The sequence below is a fragment of the Klebsiella sp. KPN54798 genome, assembly GCF_021184225.1.
Taxonomy (GTDB): Bacteria; Pseudomonadota; Gammaproteobacteria; order Enterobacterales; family Enterobacteriaceae; genus Klebsiella; species Klebsiella pneumoniae.
Window position 1 is genome coordinate 2,750,606 of the sequence record NZ_CP089234.1, and the last position, 24,277, is coordinate 2,774,882.

Consider the following 24,277-nt stretch of genomic DNA (forward strand, 5'->3'; position numbering starts at 1 on the left):
GATTATTCGTCCGGAATTACCATGAGCCAGCCTGCCATCGATCTGACCAGCGAACTGTTGCGCGGTATGCGCCTCTCCGGCGTTAACTACCGGCGCATCGAAACCGCACGCCCGTTCGGCGTCGGCTTTAGCGCCGTGGCGGGTAAAGCCCAGTTCCATTTCATCAGCCGCGGGCCGGTGCTGCTGCGCATGGCCAGCGGAGAACAGTTCACCCTCGAGAGCGGCGATGCGCTGTTTATTCCCAACGGCGACGGGCACGCCCTGCTCTCGGATCCGCAGGCCACGGTGGTCAACGTGGCGCAGCTGCCCAGCGAAACGGTGTGCAGCACGGTAAGTTGTATCAACGCTGGCGACCAGCCTGACTGCCCGGAGCGCGCCGTCATTTTCAGCGGTTGTATGGACTTTGAGCTCGGCGGCATGCAGCCGCTGGTCAAGGCCATGCCCGAGGTGATGCGGGTCAGCAGCCTGCTAAACACCTGGCCGGAGATCCAGCCGCTGTTGGCGGCGATGGAGCGGGAATCGCTCACCCGCCAGGCAGGCTATGCCGGGATCCTCGCCCGGCTGGCGGACGTGGTGGCCGCGCTGATTGTCCGCGGCTGGGTAGCGTGCGGGTGCGGCAACGCCACTGGCTGGGTACAGGTCCTGCGCGATCCCCGGCTGGCGAAAGCGATCTACGCCATGCATCAGCGCCCGGGGGTCAACTGGAAAGTGGAAGATCTGGCGCGGGAGGCGGGTCTTTCACGCTCGCTGTTCGCGGAACGTTTTCTCGCCGCCACCGGCACCACCCCCGCCCGCTATCTCACCGAGCTGCGTATGCGGCTGGCGGTGCAGTACATCACCCATGAAGGCCAGGCGCTGGAAAAAGTCGCCTTCAGCCTCGGGTATCAGTCGCTGGCGGCCTTCAGCCGGGCTTTCAAACGCATCACCGGCCAGCCGCCGGGGGCCCTGCGCGCCACGGCACGCTAGAGTCAGCCTTTATGTAAAGCGATACACGCCGTTGCCGACACGAAAGCGCTGCCCCTTAAGCGCCGGGTTGGCGACGCGGAACACCAGTTCGGTCAGCTGGTTGGCAGCCCCTTCACGGAAGATAAATTGCTGGCCGCCCACGTCCAGTCCCTGCTCCCCCAGGGGCGGAAAGCCCAGCAGCGCCTGCCAGCGATCGCGCACCGCCTGCGGATTGACCACCACGAACACCGCCTGCTCAAGCGTAATGTCGCCCAGCGGATGCGGCGCGTCCAGCCTCTGGGCGCGCAGCCGCGTCAGCCGGGTGGCGTCGTCTTCTCCCCACTGCAGCACAAAGGGATAGACCAGCCCGGCAGTGTCGCCATCGATGGTGAAGATCCGCCAGCGGATGATATTGCCCTGCGGATCGTTGCGCTGGCCATCAACAATCGGTGACACTGTCACCCCTGTGCGACGCAACTGGTCATGGGTGGCGTCGATGTCGTCGCTGCGCAGCGCCACCCGAAACAGCGCCTCATTCTCCGGCAGCAGCCGTGCGGCGTCGCGCGAAAGGAGGAATTTGTCCGTCGCGGCGCGCAGTTCGTCCGGGTCGGCAATGGCGAGGAATTCGATATAGGTCAGGCCAAAATAGCTCAGCGCATTGCGGGTTCCCCACCCCGGATGGTGCCCACCGGCCACCGCCCACAGCTGCTGCCCGGCAAAGATTTCAATCGCCGCTTCCGGCTGATTCACAAACTGTACTGCGTGGTCCCACTGCAAGGTTGCCATGATCTCTCCCGCGATTGTGCCTGGTCAGGCGCCTGCGGCAAAAGATAGTGCTGGGGTGAAGGGAATGGCAAACAAGAATTAAATATATCGAAAGCAGGATAAGTGATTTATATCAACGCGGTATGTCGCATCTGACAGGCGATGAAACGGCGGGCAAAGAACCGCCCGCCACGGGGTCAGACCGACCCTTCTTTCTCAATCACCAGAATACGCGCCGCCCCCTGCGGGTGAGCGACATGCTCGCATCCCACCCCGGCGTAGAAGATATCGCCGGCGTTTAGCATGATGATCTGCTCCTCGCCGTCGACTTTCACATGCATCGCCACCTGACCATCCATCACGGCAAACACCTCCTGACCATCATTGATGTGCCAGATATAGGGTTGGTCGGTCCAGTGTAGACGCACGGTGGTGCCGGAAAAATTGGCAATATCCAGCGCGCCCCACGCGCGGTCGGCGGTGAAATCTTTACTGCTCCAGCTCTGCATGGTGGTGTCCTGTGGTAAGGGTTATTTTTTCTGCCAGTTTGCCCAGGGATCCGCTTTCTCCACCGGCGCGTCATCATCAAGGGAGGCGAGATACATAGCCTCTACCTCTTTGCGCGCCCACGGCGTCCGGCGGAGAAATTTGAGGCTGGACTTAATGGTGGGATCGCTTTTAAAGCAGTTAATGTTGACCTAGCGGGCCATTTCCGCCCAACCATAGCGCGCCACCAGGGCATTGAGCAGCGCTTCCAGCGTCACGCCGTGCAGGGGATCTTTCGAGCTGTGCATTACGATACGTCCGTTCCGCATTAAAAAGTGCGCCTACCTTACTGGCTCTCACCGACGGGCGCAACCGGCTTCATTACGCGCTTCGCGCCTATATCTATTTAACGCAAAAGCACTGAACCCCGCGCAGTCATAAATTAGAAAATAACGTTATTGGTTGCTTATTTGGCCTTGAGGCAAGCTGTGTTCAGCCCCGGACAGAGGAAATCACCATGCGCTGCTGTTGTGCCCGAACCCAGAACCTGAATCTACCCATAACTTATTACCCCGTTTTCGGAGAACACAATGAACGCGACCACCCTGCCGATTCTCGACCTGGCCCGCTACGCGGACCCCGCGGATAAAGCGGCCTTCCTGGCCGACCTGCGTCATGCCGCCCGCGACATCGGCTTCTTCTATTTGATCAACCACGGTGTCGACGACGCGCTTCAATATGAAGTTCAGCGCCAGTCCCAGCGTTTTTTTGCTCTCGATGAGGCGCAAAAACAGCAGGTGGCGATGATCCACTCCCCCCATTTTCGCGGCTATAACCGCGCGGCCTCTGAGCTGACGCGCGGCCAGCCTGACTGGCGAGAACAGTTTGATATCGGCGCCGAACGTCCGGCGCTAACCCTCAGCGACGACGCCCCGCGCTGGCAGCGCCTGCAGGGTCCGAATCTGTGGCCTGCCGCCCTGCCGTCGCTTAAACCGGTATTACTTCACTGGCAACAGCAAATGACCCAGGTGGGCATCCGCCTGCTGCGCGCCTTTGCCGAAGCCCTGCAGCTCCCGGAGAATGCTTTCGATCAGCTCTACGGCGAGAAACCCAACGAGCATATCAAACTGATCCGCTACCCCGGCCAGCAGGAGACCCAAAGCAGCCAGGGCGTCGGCGCCCATAAAGATTCGGGGTTTCTCAGCTTCCTGCTGCAGGACGAGCAGAAAGGACTGCAGGTAGAGGTCGCGCCTGGAGAATGGATCGACGCCGTGCCGCTGGCCGGCAGCTTTGTGGTCAATATTGGCGAACTGCTGGAGCTGGCGACCAACGGGTATTTGCGCGCTACCGTCCATCGCGTGGTGTCGCCGCCGGCGCAGCAGCAGCGCCTCTCCATCGCCTTCTTCCTCGGCGCCCAGCTTGACGCGGTGGTGCCGGTTTACACCCTGCCGCCCGAGCTGGCGCGTGAAGCGCGAGGGCCGGACAGCGACCCGCACAATCCGCTGCTGCGCGATGTCGGCTGGAATTATCTCAAGGGCCGTCTGCGTTCCCATCCGGACGTGGCGGAACGCTACTATCAGGACGTGTTTCGCGAACGCGCCGAGCAATTGATCGTTTAACCATAACTAAAAAGGAACACACCATGAAATATGCCGCTTTTAAACTGGCAGGGGTCGCACTGTCTCTTTCTCTGGTATGGACGTCTGCCCAGGCTGCCGCGCTGCGCGTCGCCGCGGACCCGGTTCCCCACGCGGAGATCCTCAACTACATCAAAAAAATCGATCCCAGCCTCGATCTGAAGGTGGTGGAGCTGACCAGCGGGGTCAACGCCAATGAACTGCTGGCCAGTGGCGATGTGGATGCCAACTACTTCCAGCATGTTCCCTATCTGAAGGATCAGGAAAAAGCGCTGGGTAAAACCTTTGCCGTCGCGGCCACCGTGCATATTGAGCCGCTGGGAATTTACTCGCATAAGCATAAAGATTTCTCATCACTGCCGGAAAACGCCACGGTGGCGGTGCCGAATAACACCACCAACCTGAGCCGGGCGCTGTTCCTGCTGCAGGCGCAGAAGCTTATCAAGCTGGACCCTAAATTTACCGACCCGGCCACCACCCTGGCGACGCCGAAGGATATTGTCGAGAACCCGAAACACCTGAAGATTCTGGAGATTGAATCGCCGCAGATCCCGCGCTCCCTCGACGATGTCGACCTGGCGGTGATTAACGGTAACTACGCGCTGGAAGCCGGCCTGGTGCCAGCGAAGGATGCCCTGGGGCTAGAAAGCGCCGAGCATAACCCGTACGCCAATATTCTGGTGACCACCCCAGCCCTGGCGAATGACCCGCGCATTAAGGCGCTGGCGAAAGATCTGACCTCGCCGCAGGTGGCGGAGTTTATCCGTAAAACCTACAACGGCTCGGTGATCCCGGTGGCCCCTCAGTCATGATAACCATCGAAGGGCTGAGCAAAACCTACGCCGGAACCGGCCGACCGGCGCTGAACGATATCGCGTTGCAGATACCGAAAGGGGCAATATACGGCATTCTCGGGCGCAGTGGCGCCGGCAAAAGTACGCTCATCCGCTGTCTCAATTTACTGGAGCGGCCCACCTCGGGCCGCATTCTGGTGAACGGACAGGATATTACCCAGTTGAACAAGGCGGCGCTGCGGGATTATCGCCTGCGCACCGGGATGATTTTCCAGCACTTCAATCTGCTGCATGCCCGCACCGTCGCTGACAACGTCGCGGTGCCGCTGGAGATTGCCGGAGTGCCGAGGGCCGCTCGCGAGGCCCGGGTGCGCGAACTGCTGGCGCTGGTGGATCTCAGCGAAAAGGCCGCCGCTTTCCCGTCACAGCTTTCCGGCGGGCAAAAGCAGCGCGTCGGCATCGCCCGGGCGCTGGCCGCCCGGCCGGAAGTGCTGCTGTGCGATGAGGCGACCAGTGCGCTGGATCCCGAGACCACCGCCTCGGTGCTGGCCCTGCTGGCGGATATTAACCAGCGCCTCAATCTGACCATTGTGCTGATTACGCACCAGCTGGAGGTGGTGAAAACCATCTGTGACCACGCGGCGCTGCTGGAACAGGGCGAGATTGTCGAAAGCGGTAAACTTGCCGACCTGCTGGTGACCCCATGGTCGCGGCTGCGCCAGTCGCTGCTGCACGACCCGCAGGCTGAACAGGAATTTCTTACCCGCCACGGCGTTCAGGGGAGGCCATTATGCGGAGTAGCATGAGCTGGGAAGATTTGTGGCCGTTATTACTCGACGGCACGCTGGATACGCTCTATATGGTGGGCCTGGCGGCCCTGTTTACGGTGCTGATCGGGCTGCCCACCGGCGTGCTGTTGTTTATTTCCCGCGCCAACGGGCTGGCGCCGATGCCGAAACTGAACGCGCTGTTAGGCGCGGTGATCAACATCGGCAGGTCGCTGCCGTTTATCGTACTGCTGATCGCCCTGATCCCCTTTACCCGGCTGATCGTCGGCACCACGCTGGGCAGCACCGCCGCCATCGTGCCGGTAACCATCGGCGCCTTTCCGTTCTTTGCCCGTCTGACGGAAAACGCGCTCGACGAGGTGGACTACGGGAGAATTGAAGCCATTCTGTCGATGGGCGGCAACGTCTGGCACGTGATTTTTAAATCCCTGCTGCCGGAAGCCCTGCCAACGCTGCTGGCCGGGATCACGCTGACCATCGTGATGCTGATTGGTTTCTCCTCCATGGCCGGTGTGATCGGCGGCGGTGGACTCGGCGACCTCGCCATCCGCTACGGCTATCAGCGGTTTAATAATGAAGTCATGTTTGGCACAGTGCTGATCCTGGTGGCGATGGTCCAGGGGGTGCAAATGGCCGGCGATCGGCTGGTGCGTAGCCTGGCCCACCGCCGCTAGCCGTCAGTCATTAGTTCCAGCCGCTCTCTGCCGCCAGCTGGCGGATCAGAGTGGCGGCGTCACACTCGCGGATCAACCCCACCCCCTGCCCGGCCCAGTGGGCGCCATACTCATGGACGCCCTGGGCTTTCGCGGCGGCGGCCAGCGCTTTGCCGATATCATACGCCAGCGGATAATCCGGCACGGCGCTCGCCGGATAGCCTTCCCCCAGCGCACAGAAGGCATTCGCCAGACAGCGTGCCGGACGCCCGGATATCGCGGAGGTCAGCACCGTACGCCCGTCAAGACTGTTGTGGATCGCCGCGCGGTAGCCGGCGTCGGCGGCCGATTCCGGACACAGTAAAAACGCCGTACCGAGCTGTACGCCCTGCGCCCCCAACTGCATCACGCTGGCGATCCCCGCTCCGTCCATGATGCCTCCGGCGGCCACCACCGGGATGGTTAGTCGACGCCGCAGAAGTTGCACCAGGGTGAAGGTGCTCAGCTGCGCGTCAGGCGCCTGCGGAGCAAAGATCCCCCGGTGCCCACCCGCCTCATAGCCCTGAGCGACCACCACGTCGATCCCCTGCTGTTCAATCAGCAGCGCCTCCTGGAGCGAAGTCGCTGTCGCCAGGGTAACGATCCCCTGCCGCCGCAGACGCTGGATCGTCTCACCTTCAGGAAGACCAAAATGAAAGCTCACCACCGCCGGCGACAGGTCGAGAAGCAGCTCCAGCATCGGCGCATGACCGATAAATGTCTGGTAGATCTCGCTTAACGAATCCGGTGGCGTACTGCCATAGCGGGCAAAATGGGGACGTAATGTTGTTGCCCAGTCGGCTTCCCGCCGGGCGTCGCGCCGGGGCGGCGCATGGCAGAACAGATTGACATTGAACGGACGGTCCGTCAGCTGGCGGGTGGCGACTATCATCGCTTCCGCCTGGGCAACGGTTGAAGCGCCCAGCCCCAGCGAGCCCAGCGCGCCGGCATTACTTACCGCGGCAGCCAGCGCGGGGGTGGAGACGCCCGCCATCGGGGCCTGAATCAGGGGATAATCAATATCAAGAAGCGAAAGCAGCGGGTTGCTCATGGTTTCCTCATGCATTAACGATGCCGGAGGCTTACCATCTCCTTTAAAGATGGTAAGATCAACATTATTATCGTATTGAGAAGAAAAATATGAACCACAGCACACTCGAGATCTTCATTCAGGTGGCAGAAACGCAGAGCGTCACCCAGGCAGCAAAACGGCTGGGCCGCGCACAGTCCAATATCACGACCCGCATTCAGCAGCTGGAAGAGGAGCTTGCCGTTGAGCTCTTCGTTCGCGGCAACAAAAAAATGGTGTTGTCCCCGGCAGGCGTGCAGTTTCTCAGCTATGCCCGGCGGATCCTGAGCCTGGCGGAAGAGGCAAAGCAGGCTCTGCATCCGACAACCCCAGGCGGCAGTCTGCGTCTGGGCGCGATGGAGGCGACCGCCGCCAGCCGGCTGCCGCCGCTGCTTACCCGCTTCCAACAGCAGTGCCCGCAGGTGGATATCACCCTCATCACCCAACCAACCAGCCAGTTAACCGAGGGGGTGTTAACCGCCGCCCTTGATGCCGCGCTGGTCTGCCTGCCGCCAGGGGCCGATGGGCAACCTGCCTGTCCCGACGAGCTGGCATTCACCCCGGTGTTTTATGAAACCCTGATGCTGGTCCGTCCGCAGACCCCGGGTCCGCTGCGGTTCGCGGCATTTGCCAGCGGCTGCAGCTACCGCGCGCTGGGAGAACGCTGGCTGGCGGAACAGCAGGCGGCCGTCGAGGTGCATGAGGTCAATTCCTATCACAGCATGCTTGCCTGCGTGGCGTCCGGGCGCTACGCCTGCCTGCTGCCGCAGAGCGTGCTGTCGCTGATGACGCTTCCCGAAAACTGCCTTAGCGAACCGCTGTGCGAGGCGACCACCCAGCTTATCTGGCGCAGCGGCTTGAGCGCCCCCGCCCTGAGCGAGTGGCGCAAGCTGCTGCAAAGCGTGGCGATTGGCTAAGCCTGGCGTTCGGTAAAGACCAGCCCTGCGGCAATCAGCAGCGCCAGCGCCGCGGCATAGAGCGCCGGGTTAAATGAAGCCGCGATCTGATACAGCGCGCCGGCGATAAGCGGCCCGGCAATCTGTCCCACACCGTACAGTGCAGTCATCGCGGCAATCATATTGAAGCTCACCTGATGGCTGAGACTTTTCGCCTTCGGTAGCGCAATGGTTACGGTGCCCATAAAGGTAAAGCCCACCAAAAGCGCGCTTAGCACGCAAAACAGCAATGAAGCGCTGCAGGCTGGAAGGATCACGCCAAGCGCCTGGACGAGCAGGTTGCGGGTCAGCGCTTGCCGGTATCCCCACTTTAGCACCAGCTTATGCCAGATGAGGCAGGACGGCGCGGCCGCCAGACCAAACAGCGCCCACAGATGGACCGGGTCAACGCTCTGCAGCGAACCGGACAGAAACAACGGCAGATAAGTGGCGGTGATGATATAGCCGAAGCCCGCCAGACCGTAAACCATCAAGAGTCGCCACGCCGCGCGACGGGTATCGCTCCCGGACGCAGGCAGGGAGGTCTCAACATGGGAAACCCTCACCAGTGCAGCCGGCGGAGTCAGTAGCCAACGGATCGCCAGCGCCAGCAGCAGACCGGCGCATAATGCGCAGAGCAGCCAGATCTGCTGGCTGGTGAGGCTCAGGGCATGTCCAAGGGCGATCCCCTCCGCGGAGATAAATATCCCCAGCCCCACCCCGGCATACAGCAACGGCGCCCCGTGATGATGCCCCATATGTTCCAGCAGCCACAGCGAACCTGCAATCAGCGTTATCGCGCTCAGCGCGCCGGCGACGGCGCGCAGCGTAATAATGGTCCACGGCGAGCTCACCCAGGCCAGCAGCGCCAGGCTGGCGATGGTCAACCCGGCGGAGATAATGCTCAGTCGGGTGGCGGCCCCAGGCTGCACCCGCGCCAGCAGCAACGCGCCGACCAGATAGCCAGCGTAATTGGCCGACGCGGCGAGATTGCCCTCGTGCAGGGTTAACAGACCTTCATTAAGCATAAGCGGCAGCACGCCGGTGAAGGCAAAGCGCCCATAGCCCATGCCGATCATCAGTACTATCGATCCAGCCAGTGCCAGCCATAAGGCCTGGCGCGATTGGTTATTCATCCACCACCCCACAGTGATTCTCAATTTAAGAATAATAAGATTGAATGATTCTTTTTTTATTATGATGAAGAGGTATTATTGGCGCAAGGCGGATGTTAATCCGCTATGGTATTTACAGAGAGAAGGTGGCGCCTGGGCACGGCTTAACACACGCCGGGCCGATTTACCGGTACAGTATCAACTCAACTTATGCTCACGGGAGTCATTATGTCGTTCTGTCATATGCGTATTGCCAGGCCGGTCAGCGAACTGGACACCACCGCCAGCATGTATTGCGCCGGGCTGGGACTCGAGCAGCTCGGCAGCTTTACCGATCATGAAGGATTTAGCGGGATAATGCTCGGCGCGCCCGAAGCGGGCTGGCATCTGGAATTCACCCACTGCCGCCACCATCCCGTCACCCCCTCGCCAGGCGATGAAGATCTGCTGGTGCTGTACTATCCGCAGCAGGCGGCATGGGAGGCACAGTGCGCAGCCATGGACGCCGCCGGATTTCTGCGCGTTACGGCGTTTAACCCTTACTGGGAGGTCAATGGCGTCACTTTCGTCGACCGGGACGGCTACCGCACGGTATTGCAAAACCGCGCCTGGGGCATGGTGTGTGATTCGTCGGGTATGGCGGCGAGCTGACGCTGAGCGAGGCGGGCGTTAAGCGCTGTAAAAGCAGTTATTTACATTCGTACAAATATCGTTCCCGTCGGTTACCGATAAAACGCTGTCGCGCCTCGCCAGCACCCTCACGGCGCGCTATGCTACACATCCCGTTGTATTAACCTCTTATCCCTATGAGCACTTCCGTCAGCACTACACAACTCAATTTGCGCATTATTTCGATCGTTGTTTTTACCTGTATCTGCTATCTCTCCATTGGTCTGCCGCTGGCCGTACTGCCGGGCTATATTCACTATCAGCTGGGCTACAGCACCTTTGTCGCCGGAATTGTGATCAGTCTGCAGTACATATCGACGCTGATAAGCCGGCCGCACGCCGGGCGCTACACCGATATCTGGGGGCCGAAAAAAGTGGTCAGCCTTGGGATCGTCTGCTGCCTGCTCAGTGGCGCCTTCACGCTACTGGCGGTAGTCCTGCAGGCAACGCCGATGCTGGCCATTGCCGCGCTGCTGGCGGGCCGGGTGTTTCTCGGCGTCGGCGAGAGCTTTACCGCCACCGGCGCCACCCTGTGGGGGATCAAAACCGTCGGCGCGATCCACACGTCACGGGTTATCTCCTGGAACGGCGTGGCGACCTATGTGGCGATGGCGGTCGGGGCGCCGCTGGGAGTTACCCTCAATCACTATTTTGGCATCAGCGGCTTTGCTACGGTGGTAGTGCTGGTCGCGGCCATCGGTCTGCTGTTCGCTCGTACCCGCCAGGACGTCAAGGTGACCGCCGGCGCCAGAGCGCCCTTTCACGCGGTGGTGCGAAAAATCTGGCCTTACGGCCTGGGGCTGGCCTTTGGCACCGTCGGTTTCGGCGTTATCGCCACCTTTATCACCCTCTACTTCGCCGCGCACAGCTGGCAGGGCGCCGCGTTTACCCTTTCGCTGTTCAGCGTCGGCTTTATCTGCGTTCGCCTGGTGCTGGGAAATACCATTACCCGCTTTGGCGGAGTCCCGGTCTCCCTGGCCTGCTTCATCATTGAAAGTCTCGGCCTGCTGCTTATCTGGCTGGCGCCATCAGCATGGATAGCCGGCGTCGGCGCCTTTCTCACCGGTTCGGGTTTCTCGCTGGTCTTTCCGGCTTTAGGAGTTGAGGCGGTAAAACAGGTGGAAGAGCAAAATCAGGGAACCGCCCTCGGCACCTACTCGGCGTTTCTTGATCTGGCGCTGGGCCTGACCGGGCCGCTGGCCGGCTGGGTCGCCGGGTTCTACGATCTCGCCACGCTGTATCTGCTGGCGGCGATCGTGGTGGCGCTCGCATTCCTGCTGATTTTCCGCGTACATCGGCAACAGCGGCTTGTCGCCAGAGAGTAGTGTGGCCCGGCTCGCGGGCCGCCGCGGTCCGATAACGCCGGCAAAAAATGAATCGGCAATTGACGACGATTCGGCTTCCGTGCCAACATCCCGTCAGCGTCTGGCAACAGATGCATGGACGGTACTGGTAGACAACAGAGTTCGCGCAACGATCCAGCCCGGTACCGTAGTCCAATCCGAATCACTGACCCACACGGTGAATTCCTGATTCTGGCGGGAAACACAGACATGCACCAAAGTTTTAATCAGCGCGTTCATTTCTATTACTGCGTCCTGGTCGCGCTGAAGATGCACGGAAAATCGAAAAAAGCAGGTGGTATCAGGGGAAAGAATAACTTTCTGCTGAAATGGCTGCGCCGGGCGCAGGATAACAACATTTTTCCTCCCGATATCACCAGTGAAATCGAATGGCTGCGAGGAAAAATTATTCAGGCTGGCTATGACACCGATCTCGAGCCGATGCTGGATTTTGTCTACGCCACCGCCAGCCGCGCCGAGGCGCTCAAAAACGCCGAATAGGCTCCTGCGCCCGCCACGGGCGCAGAGACGTTCCCTGCCATGTCTCAATCCCAGGTTCGGCCAACAGCGCAGGCGCAATCCAGCCACGTTCTATTTTGTGACACTGTCACGCACAAAGGTGACCGCTGAGGTTCATTAACCGCTGACATGCCGCCTGACGCGTTCTATGCTTTACCCTGTCTCCCTCCTCACACAGGAACTGCACCCGATGGCCGACTGGAATCCTTCGTTGTATCTGCAATTTGACGCTGAACGTACCCGCCCCGCGGCCGACCTGCTCTCGCGTATTGCCCATCTGCAGGTCGAGCACGCCGTCGACCTCGGCTGCGGGCCGGGAAACAGCACCCGCCTGCTACGCGCCGCCTGGCCGTTGGCGACGATCGTCGGTATCGATAACTCCCCGGCCATGCTGGTCCAGGCGGCGCAGGCCTTACCCGACTGCGAATTCATTGATGCCGATATTGCCCGCTGGCGGCCTGCGCAACCGCCAGATGTGATCTATGCCAACGCCTCTCTGCAGTGGCTGACGGATCATGAGACGCTTTTCCCCCATCTGGTAAACCAGCTGGCGGACAACGGAACGCTGGCAGTGCAGATGCCGGATAACTGGCAGGAACCTTCCCATACCCTGATGCGTCAGGTTGCTAGCGAGATGGGGTTGCCGGACCGTGGACGCCAGCCGTTACTCCCGCCCGCCGCCTGGTACGATCTGCTCAGCCGCCAGGGTTGCGAAGTTGATATCTGGCGCACCACCTATTTTCATCCCCTTGCTTCTCATCAGGCGATTGTCGACTGGCTGCAGGGCACCGGGTTACGCCCCTATCTGGCAGGCCTGGACGAGCAGGCCGGAAGCGCGTTTCTCACACGCTATCTCGCATTGCTGGCCGCACACTATCCGTTACAGTGTAACGGGAAGGTGCTCCTGCGTTTCCCACGGCTGTTTATCGTGGCGCGAAAGATCGCCGCCTGACCGTTGGGATAGGTGGGCAGAAAAGCGGAGTGATGAAAGGTGTAAAGGATCGGCTATACCATCCTGATTTTCAGGATTGATAATCCCGAACGTTGCGATATTCAATATCTTAGTCAGCGTGCGACAGTGATGACTCCTTTAACCTGCAAAGAGAATCACTATGAGTACTCCTCCTGTCGATCGCCGAACGCTGGCTGCTATCGCGCCAAAGCTAGCCGAGCTGACCGAAACGGTGCTGTTTGGCGATATCTGGGCGCGGAGCGAGCTGTCGCCCCGCGAACGCAGCCTGATCACCCTTTCCGCCCTGACGGCGCAGGGCAAAACTGAACAGCTGCCGTGGCACATCGCGCTCGGCTATCAGAATGGCCTGAGCCGGGAAGAAATTGTCGAATTGTTTACCCATCTGGCGTTCTATGCCGGTTGGCCGGCGGCGGCCAGCGCCCTGACCTGCCTGAACGCGCAGGAGGCGTCATGCCCCTGACCCGAATTTCGCTTGGCACCGCCTGGCATCCCGCGGAGTTTGCTCAATTGTCGGCGCTCTTTCATGAGTGTCTGGTGGCGGAGTTCGACGTTCCGTCAGCAGACAGATTTCAGTTTATCGAACGGGCCGCCGATGAGCAGCGCATTTACGACCCGCACTACCTCAGCGAAGGACGCAGCGCCCGCTTCGTGCTGTTTCATATTTTCGCTGGAAAACCGCGCAGCCGGGCGCAGAAACAGGGACTCTATCGTCGGCTCTGCGCGCGGTTAGACGATGAGATGGCGGTCAGCCCGCAGGACGTGATGGTGGTTATCCAGTTTAACCAACTGGAGGACTGGAGTTTTAGCGCAGGGAAGATGGCGGATGAATGAGACAGGCGGCGCCGCAAGAGGCGCCGCGTTTCAGCACTATATCATTTGCTACCATGCACAACAGCGATCGTTCCATGAATCACGATACATGATGTTCCCTTCTGTGTATATCCAGGTGATCGTCTCATAACGGAAATCAATGTCTTCAAGGTGAGTACTTGTCATTCCGGCCGGATGTAAATTTGGTGTGATTGCCGTAATCTTAAGATTCGCCATCGCTATGTTAAAATATTCAACTTCCAGTCCCGCCTCATTTATTCTGTACATTTTTAGCGTTGCCGATCTTAATATTCGACCTTCACAAAGAGCCCTAAATAACAAAGGTGTTGTTCTGTCAAACTCTTTTTGAATTTTAACCGGTGTATGAAGACGGGTTCCCGTCAGCTTTCCTGTATTATTATCGGTAGGTAACCAAACATGATGATTCACTGCGCGCAATTCGATGGAACCCGTGCGTGTGGGCATCAGGCAAGAACCTATAATAGGCGAATCATTCTCATCAGTTAACCATAAATATGCTGGATTTGACATTACCCCTCCTCTTTCATATCAGTTTTTAACTTTAAACCAAACGACAACGTGAAACCCAATGATTAATAAAACAAAAAGTCCTATTAAGTTAATGGCAATGTCAGGAAAAAGAGAGACTGCAATCATGCTAAATATAATGATTAATAATACAATACCCCATCCCCATAAAAAAAGAATGAATTCTTCTTTTAACCATCTTTTCAAGAAATCCATCCATTCACCTCATTAATTTAATAAGTAATTCAGCAAGTTCATCATCAGAAATAATCATCGGATTTAAATAAGGAACGCCTGTGATGACAGGTTCGATGAGAAAGTACATCATCTCCAGATGGTTAGCGTATAACGCATTGTAATAAAATGAATTATGCATTTTCAAATTGTCAGCGCTATTAGCGGCATCCTGAATCAATCCATACACGTTTAATACCACTGCGGTAGCAGTTACACTCCCTTTAAGGACTAATGACCTTGCCCTGTTGATACGCCCATATACAACAGTATTAAACCTGGAAGCCTGGCAAATCATGGTTGCTACTGCCATTATTAAAATACGATTAGTTAATCCTGAAGATGATATGTAAACTCCCGCGCCGACAAGCTTCTTGAGAATATATTGAGCTTTTTCTTCTTTTTTATTTTGAAAGTTGGTTTCTATATATATTTTAATCATTTGGAAAATGATATCACGGCTTTTAACTAACTGCGCCAGCCCTGCAATAAATCTTGTGTCCTCTTGCTTTAACTTAGAACAAACACCCTGATAATTATCCATTAAGCAGGAAGTATAATACGAAGCACGGGTTATACCATTTCCCATTTGATTCAGTGTATCAATAACATTCTTTTTTACTCCAGCAAATGCTTCATCAAATTTCATGGCCAGAATACGCTCCGCCTCGATTGAGGTAATGATGAAATTCCTATAATACATAATTAGATCCTTCCTTTATTAGATCATTCATTGTTCCGGCACATATTTCTTATGTTCATCTGGCCTTTCAATATACTTATAAAACGATGGCCTTGATAGTAATATTGACTCTACTCTTTTGTTTATATTCCCTCGCCCCCTGCCCGGCTTAAAATATCTCGGTTAGCTATTACTTCGTATTATTTCATATTTTCGCTGGAAAACCGCGCAGCCGGGCGCAGAAACAGGGACTCTATCGTCGGCTCTGCGCGCGGTTAGACGATGAGATGGCGGTCAGCCCGCAGGACGTGATGGTGGTTATCCAGTTTAACCAACTGGAGGACTGGAGTTTTAGCCCAGGGAAGATGGCGGATGAATGAGACAGGCGGCGCCGCAAGAGGCGCCGCGTTTCAGATGATATAATGTACTACCACGCGAGATGATGCACCAGCGAGAGATCCCAGGCCGTTGCCAATAGCGAAAGAAACATAATCACATTGACCACTGTTTCAAGACGTTTTTCCATCGTTGCTTCTCCTGAGCCTGTTTCCCCTGTTATAGCGGGAAAAGCTTAACAACCTCTTACCGCTTCAGGACCCAAGCGTGATCCTGTAGCGTACGTAATCGTCAGCTGGGGTAAACTCATCATACAGATGACGGGCGGGATTATCACGGCGCGTATGCCAGTACAGCCGCGACCAGCCTTTGTCCGCCCCTTCGCTTTGCAGCGACTTAATCATGGTTCTGGCAATACCCTGTCCACGGAAGGCGGGATCGACAAACAGATCCTCCAGATAGCAGATCGGCGTGGTAACCCAGGTTCCCTCATGAAGAACACAGATAGCGAAGCCGACCACCGCATCATCCACCACCGCGACTCTACCCAATACAGACGAGTTTACATCCAGCATCCGCTGCCAGGTGCATTCGGTCACCTCTTCCGGCTGCGGGCTACCGTAAAAACGAGTGTAGCCTTGCCAAAGCTGAAGCCATTCGGCTTTGTCGTGGGGCCGTACTTCCCGGATATCGATGACCATGAGAGTTTCCTTACAGATGAATGCATTAGCCTGCGAATATTGGCAGGAGATATGAGTTGAGGTCATTATTTTCCTGCGCAGATATTTGTTCAAGCGCTTCGGCCATAATTCTCCTGCTGTTCGGAACGATTTGGCACTAAAAAGCCGTATGCAGAGGAGCCACTGACCGGCTGTTACAGGTTAGTATAATAGTATGTTGTAACTAATAAAAATCCTGCACAACCCGGCCGCAGCCGGGTGTATAGATGGACTATCAGCAAAGAGGTTTGACGGCGTCGCGCATACCGCAGGTCAGGATAGCGTCAAGGTCGGCAGTCACCAGCTCCACCAATCCCGGGATCTGGCTCAGATCCTGCTGCCAGTGATCCGCCACGCTGAGCACGGCGGTGACCAGCTCGCGAGTGCTCATCTGGCCATCGCGATGGCGGGCCCACAGCGTTTGATAGCGCGATATCCAGTCGGCGTCATCCTGTACTGGATAGCTCTCACCATCCCGCTCTCCCCGGTAAAAGGCGATCAGCGCCGCCAGGGCAAAGGTCAGACGCGGCGGCAGCGCGCCATGCGCTTTCTGCCCCGCCAGCAGCTGCGGCAGAATACGGGTGCGGTACTTGGTCATGCCGTTGAGCGCAATCGAGAGCAGCTGATGTTTAATATAGGGATTACGGAAGCGCCCTGTCACGGCGCTGGCGAATGACACCAGCTCATCGCGCGGCAGATCCAGCACCGGAATAATTTCGTCATAAATCGCTTTTTCGACAAACGCGCAAATCTCCGCATCGTTCATCGCCTCACCCACGGTGTCGATCCCGGCCTGGAAGGCCACCGGCACCAGCGCGGTGTGCGCCCCGTTAAGGATCGCCACTTTGCGTTCTTTATACGGCTTGATATCGTCCACAATGCGCACATTCAGCGGCAGTTTATCGAGACGCAGCTCGGCCTCCAGCGAGGCAGGTCCCTGGATAACGAACAGGTAGAAATGCTCAGCGGTATCAAGGAAAGCATCTTTATAGCCGGTCTGCGCCTCGAGAGCCTCCACTTCATCACGCGGATAGCCGGTCACAATGCGATCCACCAGCGTCGAACAGAAGGTATTCGCTGAGGTCAGCCAGGTGATAAATGCCTGCGGCAGTTCCCATTCGCTAGCATAGCGCAGCACCAGCGCCTGCAGCGCCTCGCCGTTATAATCGATCAGCTCGCAGGGAATAATCACCCATCCCTTGTCGGCCGCACCGGCGAAATGCTGATAACGCTCAAACAACAGACGGGTCAGTTTCGCCGGATAACTGACCGGCGGCGCGTCGTCAAACCGATCCCCGGCATGGTAGCTGATGCCCGCCTCGGTGGTGTTGGAGAAGACAAACCGCATCTCCGGGTTATGCGCCAGGCGTAAAAAAGCGTCGAAGTCTGCGTAAGCGCTGATCTCCCGGTTGACCGAGCGGATAAGACGCGCATCGCTGACCGCTTCGCCCTGCTCGTTCAGGCCGCGAATAATAGTCGTGTACAGGCCATCCTGGGTGTTCAGCGAAGGCGGAAAATCTGTGGCGATAGGCCGCACGACCACGATGCCCGCATTCAGGTCGGTATGCTCGTTGAGCAGGTCGATCTGCCAGTCAACGAATGCGCGCAGGAAGTTACCTTCCCCAAACTGGATGATACGGTCAGGGTACTGCGCGCCGGGGAAATCACGACGGTTTAAAGTTTTCACAATGGGTTCCCTCTAATAGTAGTCATACAACCTGAGTAATTGGTCCAATAAGTTATCAGGTTTTGCTACCAGTGAAACCCTGTTTTGATCAAAGCAATCTGCAATAGCGGCCGTCAGGGCAGAAACTTATAGAATAGTGAGGTGGCAGTCATTTCGCCGTCGGGCATCAGCGCATAGCGCGGAATTTCCCCCACTTTTTCCCAGCCGCAGCGGGCATAGAACTGTTCCGCCCCGCTGCCGGTCGCCGTGTCCAGCACCAGCACCGTCTTCCTTTCCCGCCGGGCAATGCGCTCCAGCTCGCTCATCAATGCCTGGGCGATCCCCTGGCGGCGGACATTTTGGTGAACCAATAATTTGGCGACATCCGCTCGATGGGGCTGGTTTTCCGGTTGACTGGTGATAAGTTGCACGGTGCCAACGGGACGTTCCTCCGCGTCGAAGGCGGCCAGCACAATGCGCTCCCCGGCCGCCACGCTGTCGGCAGTGCGTTGCCAGAACGTTATCGCCGTTTGCGGCGCAAAAGGCAGCATAAAGCTCACCGAGGCGCCGCCGTTGACGCAGCTTGCCAGGATCTCGCTTAATGCCGGGAGGTGATGGAGAATATCGTCACGCGAGAGCGTGCGCAGTGAAAAGGATGTGGTCATAAAAGCTCCCTGTTATCGACCACATCACTATGTTTTTAACCAAAAATTAGCACAAGCAGGATCCCGATAGGATTTTCTTATGGCGCGCTTTCGGTCAGCGTCGGCATACAAATTTGGTTACGACCGCTCTGTTTGGCTTTCACCATCTCATCGTCCGCCGCCAACAGCAGCTGGTTAAACAGCTCGGTGATGCGGGCGTGGCCTACCTCGCGCGTCTCCAGTCCCAGACTGATGGTCAGGTGGATCGGGTTCTGGCCCAGGCCGAAAGGCTGCGACTCCACCCCGTGACGGATCTTTTCCGCCAGCAAATAGCCCTGCTGGGCGCTGTCGACGACGGCGGCCACCGCAAACTCTTCGCCGCCGATACGGGCCACCATCCCCTGCTCACCCACCAGCTGTCGAACCTGCTGGGCAAACTGGGTCAGCACGCAATCGCCGCCTTCATGGCCCAGAGCATCATTCACCCGTTTGAAGCCATCGATATCCAGCACCATCACCGTCAGCAGCTTATCCGCCGGCAGCGTCTGACGCTTCAACGCTTCGCTCAGTCCGGAACGGGAATAGACGCGGGTCTGAAAGTCAAAATCGGCGCGCAGGGCCAGCTGCTTCACCAGCGTGTTAATCGCTTCGACACTGGATGCGACAATCACCGGGCTAATCAGCATGGCGGCAATTCCGAGGCGGGTGGAGAACAGCTGCCACGGCTGCATTCGCGCATCTGGCGAAAAGTGAATTAACGAATTAGCGACCAGCAGTATTTCGCCGATGCCAGTGAGAAAAGTCAGCAGACAGGTCAGCGGCAGCGGATAGCGTACAGCGCACCAGATCAAAGCCGGTAACGGGAAGGTAATGCTGCCCGCGCCGCCTACCGCCACGCCAAGCGCAATTGACAGGACCAGCGCCAGCACCGGCAGCAGCTGGCGAAAGCGAAAACCGCTTAATGCCGAAGGCAGCGTCAGGGTCAGAATAAAGGGCAGGATTAATACCGCCGTTGAGAACTGTTCGCTAAACCAGTCCGCCAGCTGGGGAACGAAGGTGGCGCGTTCAACATCCACCGACCCCAGCGCGCCGACCGCTGCGCACAGTAAGGCGGCTAACAGGCAGAAACAGAATAAATTAAGCGCGTTTATCGGGCCCGGCATGGAGTCGGCGCGACGTTTATCCCACAGCACCAGCTGCGCCAGCGTCACAATAAAGACAATATTGGAAAAGTTAATCAGCAATGAGGCAAAGCCCATTCCCCAGCGCGAGGTTAATCCGTCATAGACCAGCATTGCCGCAAAACAGACGGCATAAAAATAGCTGCGGTTAAGCCATACATAGCGTGCAAAAATCCCGGCCATCACTGCATTGAGCGGCCAGAAGAAAGAGAGCTCCTGCACCAGACGCAGCATAGCGCCAAGAAAATGCAGCAGTAGCGTTAACGTAAATAAGACCAATGCATCGCGCACGGGTTGTTCTTCACGAAACAGCGTAAATGACCGAATCGACAGTGAAGACATTCAGTAATTATCCGTCTAATTGTTTCAGGAAATTATTATGTTAATAGTTAGTTAGCGGATTATCATAACATGAGAATATTTATCAGGCATACTCCGGCGCCGATCAAATGCAAATTAGCGCACAGACGGCGCATTCATTTGTAGCACCAGCCAGCGGTGGATGACCTGCACGATATAGTCCTGCTCCGGCTCGCTCAGCGCGCGGCCGTGGGGAATGGCATGCCATTTTTCCAGGCAACCGCGACAGCAGGTAGCGGTCGCGTGCTGGGCGATAAACACCGGGTGACCGCGCATCGGCGTCTGCTTGCCATCATTGATCGGCGCAGCGGGCGCCAGCCGCTGGCGAATAAAGTCTGCGGCATGCCGATCAATGACCTCCGGTCCCTTATCGAGACAATATTGCCGCTCTTTCCCCCCCAGACGGAAGCGTGAGCGAAACGTCGAGCGCGCCAGGCGCGCAAACAAGCGATCCTGATCGACCATCAGAACACCGACCTCCCCATCCGCTGAGTTAGTTTTTCCAGCATCGCCACGCCGGCCAGCGAGTTCCCGGCGTCGTCAAGCTCCGGGCTCCACACGGCGATCGCCATCTCCTGCGGGACAATCGCCACGATCCCGCCGCCGACGCCCGATTTCGCCGGCAGGCCAACGCGCCAGGCGAATTCACCGGCGTTCTGGTACATGCCGCTGGTCATCATCAGGGCATTCACCTGGCTGGACTGGATGGGCGCAATAACCGGCGCGTCGAGATGCGGGGCAATGCCGCGGTCGGCGAGAAACAGAAAGGTTCGCGCCAGCTCAACGCAGCTCATCTCCAGCGAACAGTAGTGGAAATAGTTCTGCAGCACGGTGGCGACGTCGTTATGGAAGTTACCAAAGGATTTCATCAGCCAGGCGATGGCGGCGTTGCGCGCCGAATGCTCAAACTCTGAGCGAGCCACCACCGGATCGTAGGCGATATCGGCCACGCCGCTCAGACGGCGGACAATCTCCAGCATCCGCTGACGCGGGGCGCTGAGCCGGCTCTGCAGCATGTCGCAGACCACCAGTGCCCCGGCGTTGATAAACGGGTTGCGCGGTTTGCCCTGCTCGATCTCCAGCTGCAGAAGCGAGTTAAAGGGCTGGCCGGAAGGATCTTTCCCCACCCGCTGCCAGATCTCCTCCTCCTGATAGTGGTTCATGGCCACCACCAGGCTCAATACCTTGGAGATTGACTGGATGGAAAAACGTTCATGGGCATCGCCAGCGGCAAAGTGCTGACCGTCCACCGTACTGATCGCGATACCAAGCTTGTCGCCGCTGACGCTGGCCAGCGCCGGAATATAATCCGCCACTTTTCCGCGGCCAATCAGCGGCCTGATTTCTGCCAGAATGGCTTCCAGCATTGCATTATTGATAACCGTCGCCACACGCGGCTCCTTGCCCACCATCAAAATTCGGTGGGCGAGTATAGCAGACGTGGACGACGGTCGTCAGGGGCTAACGTTGATTAGCGACGGTCTTTCCAGACGGTCTGCGCATTACAGAACTCGTGCAGGCCAAAATGCGACAGCTCGCGGCCAAAACCGCTCTTCTTCACGCCGCCGAAGGCCACGCGGGCGTCGCTGGCGCAGTAGCCATTGAGGAAGACGCCGCCGCACTCCAGCTCGCGGGCAAAGCGCTGGGCCTGCGCCTCGTCGGTGGTATAGACCGTGGCGGACAGGCCAAACTCGCTGTCGTTGGCGAGGGCCAGTGCATGGTCAGCGTCGCGAGCGGTGGTCAGGGTTGCTACCGGACCAAACAGCTCCTGACGAAAGCCGGTCATCCCGGCGGTGACGTTGCCCAGCACCGTTGGCGCATAGTAGTTGCCCGCCCCTTCGATTTTTTCCGCGCCCAGCAGCAGAGTCGCTCCTTCATCAAGGGTCGCCGTTACCTGCTGGTGCAGTTCATCGCGTAAATCGAACCGCGCCATCGGTCCGACGTAGTTTTGCTCATCGCGCGGGTCGCCCATCTTCAGCGCTGCCACGGCGTCGACAAATTTGCGGGTGAAGGCCTCGGCAATGCCGGCTTCGAGGATAAAGCGTTTCGACGCCGCACACACCTGGCCACTGTTCTGATAGCGGCCGGTGACGGCGGCTTTTACCGCTTCATCGAGATCGGCATCGTTGAGCACGATAAAGGGATCGGATCCCCCCAGCTCAAGCACGCATTTCTTCAGCGCCGCGCCCGCCTGGGCGCCAATCGCCTTCCCGGCGCGGACGCTGCCGGTGACGGTCACCGCCGCGATGCGGTCGTCATTGATAATCTGCGAAACGCCGTCATTAGTGGCGTTCACCCAACCAAATACACCATCCGGCAGGCCGGCGGCGGCAAAAATTTCGCCCAGCAGACGGGCGCTGCCCATCACGTTCGGGGCATGCTTCAGCAGATAGCTGTTGCCGGCCAGCAGGATCGGCACCGCGCCGCGCATCACCTGCCAGACCGGGAAGTTCCACGGCATCACCGCCAGTATGGCGCCCAGTGGACGATACTCAATTACCGCCTGGTTATTTTCCACCAGGGTAGCTTCCGTCGCCAGCATCGCCGGGCCGTGTTCAGCGTACCAGTCGCAGAGGTTGGCCGATTTCGCCACCTCACCACGCGCCTGAGCGATCGGCTTGCCCATCTCAAGGGTGATCATCTGGGCCACCTCTTCACCGCGGGCGCGCAGCGCGGCCCCGATGCGGCGCAGGGCATCGGCGCGGTCGGCAAGCGGCGTCTGACGCCACTGGCGATAGCCCGCCGCGGCGAGCGCGATGGCCGCGTCGACCTCGCGTTCGCTGGCCCACGGCAGCGAGGAGACCACCTCACCGGTAGTCGGATTGACGGAGACGGCGTGCGTTGCAGATAAATTCATCATTATTCTCTCTCGTTGCTTGCGAAGTGTCCGTATTCTGGCTTACCTTTCCATTCATTGAAAATGAATAATATTAAGCAACGCATTCACAAAAGAAGAATATCATGGACCTGACTCAGCTAGAGATGTTTAACGCTGTCGCCAGCACCGGCAGCATTACCCAGGCGGCGCAGAAAGTGCATCGCGTGCCGTCCAACCTCACCACCCGCATCCGCCAGCTGGAGGCCGACCTCGGCGTTGAGCTGTTTATCCGCGAGAACCAGCGCCTGCGCCTGTCGCCTGCGGGACACAGCTTTTTGCGCTATAGCCAGCAGATCCTCGCCCTGGTGGACGAGGCGCGAATGGTGGTGGCGGGCGACGAACCCCAGGGGCTGTTTTCTCTTGGTTCGCTGGAGAGCACCGCGGCGGTACGGATCCCCAGCACTCTGGCCCACTTTAATCAGCGCTACCCGAAAATTCATCTGGCGCTCTCAACCGGCCCTTCCGGGACGATGATCGACGGCGTGCTGGAAGGCGCCCTGAGCGCCGCGTTTGTCGACGGCCCGCTGGTGCATCCGGGCCTGGAGGGGCTGCCGGTGTTCCCTGAAGAGATGATGATCGTCGCCCCCTACGGCCACGCACCCATCACCCGCGCCAGCGAAGTGAACGGGGCCAACGTCTACGCCTTTCGCGCCAACTGTTCCTATCGCCGGCATTTTGAGAGCTGGTTTCATGCCGACAGAGCGACCCCGGGCAGGATCCACGAGATGGAGTCTTACCACGGGATGCTGGCCTGCGTCATCGCCGGCGCCGGCCTGGCGTTGATCCCGCGCAGCATGCTGGAGAGTATGCCCGGCCATCAGCAGGTTTCCGCCTGGCCGCTGGCCGAAGAGTGGCGCTGGCTCACCACCTGGCTGGTGTGGCGCCGGGGCGCCAAAACCCGCCAGCTGGAGGCGTTTATAGCGCTGCTGAACGAAGATCGGCAAACAGTGGTTTCTCCATAAACACGCTGAGCGGATCGGGTTGATACGGCGCAAACGCGCAGCGGGTCTGGTAGCCGTTGCGCGTGTAGAGGGCGATGGCCGCATGCTGATGGATACCGGTCTCCAGGCGCAGGGTATGGCAGTCGCGCTGACGCGCTTTCGCTTCCAGCGCCGCCAGCAGCTTTTCTCCCAGCTGCTGGCCGCGGTGCTGGGGATCGATATAGACCCGCTTCATCTCGCCAAAGCCTTCCTCACTGAGAACAATAGCCCCGCAGCCAACGGCCTCGCCCTGCGGGCTGCGGATCGCCAGGGCGATGACCGTCTGCGGCGGCAGCTGGCTAAGGTCCAGCAGGTGGTTGCTCTCCGCCGGGTAGAGGGTCTCCTGCCAGGCGTCGAGGGCGGCAATCAGGGCGATAAATTCGGCGTCGGTAGGGGCGATGTCGGTGATGGTGTACATAGGTGAGCTCCTTTTTTACCCCACTGTAGCGCGGCCGGCGGCTTTTCCCGACATAGCATTAACTTATATTGCCGCCCGCCTATTGCGCTA

Annotated in this window: 28 protein-coding genes and 2 pseudogenes; 14 read left to right on the forward strand and 16 right to left on the reverse strand. The window is 58.4% G+C overall.

The window, feature by feature from the left end:
- The first annotated feature begins 21 nt into the window (after positions 1 to 21).
- Entirely contained in the window at positions 22 to 966 is a 945-nt protein-coding gene (locus tag LPQ25_RS13295; RefSeq protein WP_004176212.1) for an AraC family transcriptional regulator, read from the forward strand.
- A gap of 9 nt (positions 967 to 975) precedes the next feature.
- Here the strand turns inward: LPQ25_RS13295 and LPQ25_RS13300 are convergent, their stop codons facing one another.
- The 3 genes and pseudogenes from LPQ25_RS13300 to LPQ25_RS13310 form a co-directional block, all read right to left on the reverse strand.
- Complete coding sequence (locus tag LPQ25_RS13300; RefSeq protein WP_014907617.1) at positions 976 to 1,731, reverse strand: VOC family protein; 756 nt, start codon at positions 1,729 to 1,731, stop codon at positions 976 to 978.
- A 176-nt stretch (positions 1,732 to 1,907) separates the two neighbouring features.
- Positions 1,908 to 2,219 carry a cupin domain-containing protein gene (locus LPQ25_RS13305; RefSeq protein ID WP_002904646.1) on the reverse strand — a complete coding sequence of 104 codons (312 nt, stop codon included), beginning with the start codon at positions 2,217 to 2,219 and terminating at the stop codon, positions 1,908 to 1,910.
- A gap of 21 nt (positions 2,220 to 2,240) precedes the next feature.
- Positions 2,241 to 2,504, reverse strand: a pseudogene (locus tag LPQ25_RS13310) (VF530 family DNA-binding protein).
- A gap of 282 nt (positions 2,505 to 2,786) precedes the next feature.
- On the opposite strand from LPQ25_RS13310, the gene LPQ25_RS13315 reads away from it, so the two are divergent.
- From LPQ25_RS13315 to LPQ25_RS13330, 4 genes are read left to right on the forward strand one after another with little or no spacing between them, the layout of a single operon-like run.
- Positions 2,787 to 3,815, forward strand: coding sequence for an isopenicillin N synthase family dioxygenase (locus LPQ25_RS13315; protein WP_004176215.1), 1,029 nt, complete (start codon positions 2,787 to 2,789; stop codon positions 3,813 to 3,815).
- A 23-nt stretch (positions 3,816 to 3,838) separates the two neighbouring features.
- Positions 3,839 to 4,645, forward strand: coding sequence for a MetQ/NlpA family ABC transporter substrate-binding protein (locus tag LPQ25_RS13320; protein WP_009308890.1), 807 nt, complete (start codon positions 3,839 to 3,841; stop codon positions 4,643 to 4,645).
- Complete coding sequence (locus tag LPQ25_RS13325) at positions 4,642 to 5,433, forward strand: methionine ABC transporter ATP-binding protein (protein ID WP_004176216.1); 792 nt, start codon at positions 4,642 to 4,644, stop codon at positions 5,431 to 5,433. The genes LPQ25_RS13320 and LPQ25_RS13325 overlap by 4 nt, the downstream gene beginning before the upstream one ends.
- Complete coding sequence (locus LPQ25_RS13330; protein WP_004217626.1) at positions 5,430 to 6,089, forward strand: methionine ABC transporter permease; 660 nt, start codon at positions 5,430 to 5,432, stop codon at positions 6,087 to 6,089. Before LPQ25_RS13325 ends, LPQ25_RS13330 begins: the two co-directional genes overlap by 4 nt.
- Positions 6,090 to 6,099: 10 nt before the next feature.
- Here LPQ25_RS13330 and LPQ25_RS13335 read toward each other — a convergent pair whose 3' ends face one another.
- Positions 6,100 to 7,158 (reverse strand): NAD(P)H-dependent flavin oxidoreductase, encoded by a 1,059-nt coding sequence (locus LPQ25_RS13335; RefSeq protein ID WP_023328593.1) that lies wholly within the window; start codon positions 7,156 to 7,158, stop codon positions 6,100 to 6,102.
- Positions 7,159 to 7,247: 89 nt separating this feature from the next.
- On the opposite strand from LPQ25_RS13335, the gene LPQ25_RS13340 reads away from it, so the two are divergent.
- The gene (locus tag LPQ25_RS13340) at positions 7,248 to 8,093 is read left to right on the forward strand and encodes a LysR family transcriptional regulator (RefSeq protein ID WP_014907620.1); all 846 of its coding nucleotides are present in this window, start codon (positions 7,248 to 7,250) and stop codon (positions 8,091 to 8,093) included.
- Here LPQ25_RS13340 and LPQ25_RS13345 read toward each other — a convergent pair.
- A complete protein-coding gene (locus LPQ25_RS13345) occupies positions 8,090 to 9,247 on the reverse strand; it encodes a YbfB/YjiJ family MFS transporter (RefSeq protein ID WP_004213417.1) in 1,158 nt (385 codons plus the stop codon). The two genes, LPQ25_RS13340 and LPQ25_RS13345, sit on opposite strands and share 4 nt — an antisense overlap.
- 207 nt (positions 9,248 to 9,454) lie before the next feature.
- Here LPQ25_RS13345 and LPQ25_RS13350 point away from each other — a divergent pair, with 207 nt between their 5' ends.
- The 6 genes from LPQ25_RS13350 to LPQ25_RS13375 all read left to right on the forward strand — a co-directional run bounded on the left by LPQ25_RS13350 (position 9,455) and on the right by LPQ25_RS13375 (position 13,561).
- Positions 9,455 to 9,877, forward strand: a complete 423-nt coding sequence (locus tag LPQ25_RS13350; RefSeq protein WP_004213413.1) for a VOC family protein — start codon at positions 9,455 to 9,457, stop codon at positions 9,875 to 9,877.
- A 155-nt stretch (positions 9,878 to 10,032) separates the two neighbouring features.
- On the forward strand, positions 10,033 to 11,220 hold the full coding sequence (locus LPQ25_RS13355; RefSeq protein ID WP_048333340.1) for an MFS transporter: 1,188 nt from the start codon (positions 10,033 to 10,035) through the stop codon (positions 11,218 to 11,220).
- A gap of 228 nt (positions 11,221 to 11,448) precedes the next feature.
- Positions 11,449 to 11,739, forward strand: coding sequence for a hypothetical protein (locus tag LPQ25_RS13360; RefSeq protein WP_002904624.1), 291 nt, complete (start codon positions 11,449 to 11,451; stop codon positions 11,737 to 11,739).
- A gap of 208 nt (positions 11,740 to 11,947) precedes the next feature.
- Positions 11,948 to 12,709, forward strand: coding sequence for a trans-aconitate 2-methyltransferase (gene tam / locus LPQ25_RS13365; RefSeq protein ID WP_004176221.1), 762 nt, complete (start codon positions 11,948 to 11,950; stop codon positions 12,707 to 12,709).
- Positions 12,710 to 12,869: 160 nt separating this feature from the next.
- Positions 12,870 to 13,190 (forward strand): carboxymuconolactone decarboxylase family protein, encoded by a 321-nt coding sequence (locus LPQ25_RS13370; RefSeq protein ID WP_004143517.1) that lies wholly within the window; start codon positions 12,870 to 12,872, stop codon positions 13,188 to 13,190.
- The gene (locus LPQ25_RS13375; protein ID WP_009308902.1) at positions 13,181 to 13,561 is read left to right on the forward strand and encodes a tautomerase family protein; all 381 of its coding nucleotides are present in this window, start codon (positions 13,181 to 13,183) and stop codon (positions 13,559 to 13,561) included. The genes LPQ25_RS13370 and LPQ25_RS13375 overlap by 10 nt, the downstream gene beginning before the upstream one ends.
- Positions 13,562 to 13,609: 48 nt before the next feature.
- On the opposite strand, the gene LPQ25_RS13380 is transcribed toward LPQ25_RS13375, so the two are convergent.
- The 3 genes from LPQ25_RS13380 to LPQ25_RS13390 are packed head-to-tail and all read right to left on the reverse strand — an operon-like array spanning position 13,610 to position 15,026.
- Positions 13,610 to 14,092 carry an Hcp family type VI secretion system effector gene (locus tag LPQ25_RS13380; protein ID WP_015874782.1) on the reverse strand — a complete coding sequence of 161 codons (483 nt, stop codon included), beginning with the start codon at positions 14,090 to 14,092 and terminating at the stop codon, positions 13,610 to 13,612.
- An 18-nt stretch (positions 14,093 to 14,110) separates the two neighbouring features.
- Positions 14,111 to 14,305, reverse strand: coding sequence for a hypothetical protein (locus tag LPQ25_RS13385; RefSeq protein ID WP_002904612.1), 195 nt, complete (start codon positions 14,303 to 14,305; stop codon positions 14,111 to 14,113).
- Positions 14,306 to 14,309: 4 nt separating this feature from the next.
- Positions 14,310 to 15,026 carry a hypothetical protein gene (locus LPQ25_RS13390; RefSeq protein ID WP_014907623.1) on the reverse strand — a complete coding sequence of 239 codons (717 nt, stop codon included), beginning with the start codon at positions 15,024 to 15,026 and terminating at the stop codon, positions 14,310 to 14,312.
- Positions 15,027 to 15,199: 173 nt separating this feature from the next.
- Here LPQ25_RS13390 and LPQ25_RS13395 point away from each other — a divergent pair.
- Positions 15,200 to 15,385: pseudogene (locus LPQ25_RS13395) on the forward strand (tautomerase family protein); the annotation flags it as partial.
- Between the two features lie 210 nt (positions 15,386 to 15,595).
- On the opposite strand, the gene LPQ25_RS13400 reads toward LPQ25_RS13395, so the two are convergent.
- The 7 genes from LPQ25_RS13400 to sad all read right to left on the reverse strand — a co-directional run bounded on the left by LPQ25_RS13400 (position 15,596) and on the right by sad (position 22,771).
- Positions 15,596 to 16,042, reverse strand: a complete 447-nt coding sequence (locus tag LPQ25_RS13400) for a GNAT family N-acetyltransferase (protein ID WP_014907624.1) — start codon at positions 16,040 to 16,042, stop codon at positions 15,596 to 15,598.
- Positions 16,043 to 16,295: 253 nt separating this feature from the next.
- The gene (locus LPQ25_RS13405) at positions 16,296 to 17,747 is read right to left on the reverse strand and encodes a tagaturonate reductase (RefSeq protein ID WP_004176226.1); all 1,452 of its coding nucleotides are present in this window, start codon (positions 17,745 to 17,747) and stop codon (positions 16,296 to 16,298) included.
- A gap of 113 nt (positions 17,748 to 17,860) precedes the next feature.
- Positions 17,861 to 18,391, reverse strand: coding sequence for a GNAT family N-acetyltransferase (locus LPQ25_RS13410; protein WP_002904601.1), 531 nt, complete (start codon positions 18,389 to 18,391; stop codon positions 17,861 to 17,863).
- A 77-nt stretch (positions 18,392 to 18,468) separates the two neighbouring features.
- Complete coding sequence (locus LPQ25_RS13415) at positions 18,469 to 19,893, reverse strand: GGDEF domain-containing protein (RefSeq protein WP_004148352.1); 1,425 nt, start codon at positions 19,891 to 19,893, stop codon at positions 18,469 to 18,471.
- Between the two features lie 114 nt (positions 19,894 to 20,007).
- A complete protein-coding gene (locus LPQ25_RS13420; RefSeq protein WP_002904598.1) occupies positions 20,008 to 20,376 on the reverse strand; it encodes a DUF4186 domain-containing protein in 369 nt (122 codons plus the stop codon).
- Positions 20,376 to 21,278 carry a glutaminase B gene (gene glsB / locus LPQ25_RS13425; RefSeq protein ID WP_227629068.1) on the reverse strand — a complete coding sequence of 301 codons (903 nt, stop codon included), beginning with the start codon at positions 21,276 to 21,278 and terminating at the stop codon, positions 20,376 to 20,378. The genes LPQ25_RS13420 and glsB overlap by 1 nt, the downstream gene beginning before the upstream one ends.
- Before the next feature lie 104 nt (positions 21,279 to 21,382).
- Positions 21,383 to 22,771 (reverse strand): succinate-semialdehyde dehydrogenase, encoded by a 1,389-nt coding sequence (gene sad / locus LPQ25_RS13430; RefSeq protein WP_004179780.1) that lies wholly within the window; start codon positions 22,769 to 22,771, stop codon positions 21,383 to 21,385.
- A gap of 101 nt (positions 22,772 to 22,872) precedes the next feature.
- Here sad and ptrR point away from each other — a divergent pair, with 101 nt between their 5' ends.
- On the forward strand, positions 22,873 to 23,751 hold the full coding sequence (gene ptrR / locus LPQ25_RS13435; RefSeq protein ID WP_002904495.1) for a putrescine utilization regulator PtrR: 879 nt from the start codon (positions 22,873 to 22,875) through the stop codon (positions 23,749 to 23,751).
- Here ptrR and LPQ25_RS13440 read toward each other — a convergent pair.
- Positions 23,705 to 24,187, reverse strand: a complete 483-nt coding sequence (locus tag LPQ25_RS13440) for a GNAT family N-acetyltransferase (RefSeq protein ID WP_002904493.1) — start codon at positions 24,185 to 24,187, stop codon at positions 23,705 to 23,707. The two genes, ptrR and LPQ25_RS13440, sit on opposite strands and share 47 nt — an antisense overlap.
- Positions 24,188 to 24,277: the final 90 nt, after the last annotated feature.

Coding starts and splice junctions, on each gene's coding strand:
- LPQ25_RS13305 (WP_002904646.1), bottom strand. CDS start 2,219: ATGCAGAGCTGGAGCAGTAAAGATTTCACCGCCGACCGCGCGTGGGGC.
- LPQ25_RS13300 (WP_014907617.1), bottom strand. CDS start 1,731: ATGGCAACCTTGCAGTGGGACCACGCAGTACAGTTTGTGAATCAGCCG.
- LPQ25_RS13420 (WP_002904598.1), bottom strand. CDS start 20,376: ATGGTCGATCAGGATCGCTTGTTTGCGCGCCTGGCGCGCTCGACGTTT.
- LPQ25_RS13355 (WP_048333340.1), top strand. CDS start 10,033: ATGAGCACTTCCGTCAGCACTACACAACTCAATTTGCGCATTATTTCG.
- LPQ25_RS13345 (WP_004213417.1), bottom strand. CDS start 9,247: ATGAATAACCAATCGCGCCAGGCCTTATGGCTGGCACTGGCTGGATCG.
- LPQ25_RS13340 (WP_014907620.1), top strand. CDS start 7,248: ATGAACCACAGCACACTCGAGATCTTCATTCAGGTGGCAGAAACGCAG.
- LPQ25_RS13360 (WP_002904624.1), top strand. CDS start 11,449: ATGCACCAAAGTTTTAATCAGCGCGTTCATTTCTATTACTGCGTCCTG.
- LPQ25_RS13410 (WP_002904601.1), bottom strand. CDS start 18,391: ATGACCACATCCTTTTCACTGCGCACGCTCTCGCGTGACGATATTCTC.
- ptrR (WP_002904495.1), top strand. CDS start 22,873: ATGGACCTGACTCAGCTAGAGATGTTTAACGCTGTCGCCAGCACCGGC.
- LPQ25_RS13415 (WP_004148352.1), bottom strand. CDS start 19,893: ATGTCTTCACTGTCGATTCGGTCATTTACGCTGTTTCGTGAAGAACAA.
- LPQ25_RS13335 (WP_023328593.1), bottom strand. CDS start 7,158: ATGAGCAACCCGCTGCTTTCGCTTCTTGATATTGATTATCCCCTGATT.
- LPQ25_RS13385 (WP_002904612.1), bottom strand. CDS start 14,305: ATGGATTTCTTGAAAAGATGGTTAAAAGAAGAATTCATTCTTTTTTTA.
- LPQ25_RS13375 (WP_009308902.1), top strand. CDS start 13,181: ATGCCCCTGACCCGAATTTCGCTTGGCACCGCCTGGCATCCCGCGGAG.
- LPQ25_RS13380 (WP_015874782.1), bottom strand. CDS start 14,092: ATGTCAAATCCAGCATATTTATGGTTAACTGATGAGAATGATTCGCCT.
- LPQ25_RS13315 (WP_004176215.1), top strand. CDS start 2,787: ATGAACGCGACCACCCTGCCGATTCTCGACCTGGCCCGCTACGCGGAC.
- LPQ25_RS13320 (WP_009308890.1), top strand. CDS start 3,839: ATGAAATATGCCGCTTTTAAACTGGCAGGGGTCGCACTGTCTCTTTCT.
- LPQ25_RS13400 (WP_014907624.1), bottom strand. CDS start 16,042: ATGGTCATCGATATCCGGGAAGTACGGCCCCACGACAAAGCCGAATGG.
- LPQ25_RS13370 (WP_004143517.1), top strand. CDS start 12,870: ATGAGTACTCCTCCTGTCGATCGCCGAACGCTGGCTGCTATCGCGCCA.
- glsB (WP_227629068.1), bottom strand. CDS start 21,278: ATGCTGGAAGCCATTCTGGCAGAAATCAGGCCGCTGATTGGCCGCGGA.
- LPQ25_RS13330 (WP_004217626.1), top strand. CDS start 5,430: ATGAGCTGGGAAGATTTGTGGCCGTTATTACTCGACGGCACGCTGGAT.
- sad (WP_004179780.1), bottom strand. CDS start 22,771: ATGATGAATTTATCTGCAACGCACGCCGTCTCCGTCAATCCGACTACC.
- LPQ25_RS13390 (WP_014907623.1), bottom strand. CDS start 15,026: ATGTATTATAGGAATTTCATCATTACCTCAATCGAGGCGGAGCGTATT.
- LPQ25_RS13440 (WP_002904493.1), bottom strand. CDS start 24,187: ATGTACACCATCACCGACATCGCCCCTACCGACGCCGAATTTATCGCC.
- LPQ25_RS13295 (WP_004176212.1), top strand. CDS start 22: ATGAGCCAGCCTGCCATCGATCTGACCAGCGAACTGTTGCGCGGTATG.
- LPQ25_RS13325 (WP_004176216.1), top strand. CDS start 4,642: ATGATAACCATCGAAGGGCTGAGCAAAACCTACGCCGGAACCGGCCGA.
- LPQ25_RS13350 (WP_004213413.1), top strand. CDS start 9,455: ATGTCGTTCTGTCATATGCGTATTGCCAGGCCGGTCAGCGAACTGGAC.
- tam (WP_004176221.1), top strand. CDS start 11,948: ATGGCCGACTGGAATCCTTCGTTGTATCTGCAATTTGACGCTGAACGT.